General features: G+C 65.5%; 1 protein-coding gene. It reads left to right on the top strand.

Features of this window, described 5'->3' with window-relative positions; translation table 11 throughout:
• Nucleotides 1–93: 93 nt before the first annotated feature.
• Nucleotides 94–1263 (top strand): IS1249 family transposase, encoded by a 1170-nt coding sequence (locus tag M1M07_RS32250; protein WP_248676768.1) that lies wholly within the window; start codon nucleotides 94–96, stop codon nucleotides 1261–1263.
• Nucleotides 1264–1311: the final 48 nt, after the last annotated feature.

Here is a 1311-nt window from a genome sequence, read left to right as displayed (position 1 = left end):
GGGTTAATGGCCAGAATGTGTGTACAGAACCCGCCATTTCCTGCCCCTGACCTCGAATGATAGGCGTCCGAACATGCTCTGAAAGCATGTTCGGTGTCAGCTACCCGGAATTCCCCGCTCTGTGGTGTATGCGGAGCCAAGCTGGTCAAGAACGGCACCACCACTGCCGGCCGCACCCGCTGGCGCTGCAAAACCTGCGGCGCATCGACGACCCAGTCACGTCCGGACATCACCCGCAAAGCACAACTGAACGCATTCCGGGCGTGGCTTCTCGACGGCCACACACCCACCCAGGTGGCCTCCAGCGCCCGCACCTTCCGCCGCGACACCTCCTGGTGCTGGAACGTCGAGATCCCCACACCGGCCCCGGCCCCGACACCGGCCGATCTGGTGATCCTCGACGGCACCTACTTCCAGTCCTGGTGCCTGCTGATCGCCACCGACGGCCACCACGTCATCGATTGGCAATGGTGCGACCGCGAAAAGAAGATCGCCTGGCAACAGATCCTTGGGCGCCACCCCGCCCCGACCGTCGCCGTCATCGACGGCGGCACCGGCCTGCACGCCGCGATCGCCGAACAGTGGCCCACCACCCGCATCCAACGCTGCTACTTCCACATCTTCCAGGTCGTACGCCGCCACCACACCCTCAAACCCCGACTCGAGGCAGGCCGCGAAATCCTCACCCTCACCCGGGCTTTGATGAACGTCCGGGGCATCGACCAGGCCGTGCTGTGGCTGAGCGCATACGCGGCGTGGGAGGCACGCTGGGACAGCTTCCTGCGCCACCGCACCTACGCGAAAACACATGTGGCCCGCCCCAGCGGGGTCTCGGACGACCAACAGTGGTGGTACACCCACCGGGACCTACGCAAGACCCGCGGCCTGTTCCGCCGGCTGATCGCCAACAACCACCTGTTCACCTGGATCGACCCCGAGCTCACCGACGACGATCACCCCCTGCAGCGGACCACTTCACCGCTGGAAGGCGGACCGAACAAGGCGATCAAGGACCTGTTCCGCACACACCGCGGTCTGCCGGTCGAGCACGCTCGTCGGGCCGCGGAATGGAAACTCAACAGCCTGACCGCCGAGCCCCGTGACCTGTGGGATCTGGTCCGGCCCGAGCACTACACACCACCCCGGACGACGCGCCGCGACACCACCGAGGACGAACCGATCGGCCCGACCATGGGCACCGACTTCAGCTGGGAGGACGGCAACGGTCTCCAACATGGTTGGGCGGGCAGATCACGCCGGTGAACCAGGGCGACACACCGAGGGCTGTACACACATTTTGGCCTATAACCC

Source organism: Rhodococcus sp. HM1, assembly GCF_023218075.1.
Lineage (GTDB): Bacteria > Actinomycetota > Actinomycetes > Mycobacteriales > Mycobacteriaceae > Rhodococcus.
Note: the sequence above shows the minus strand (reverse complement) of the source record. Positions and strands in the feature narration are given on the sequence as shown.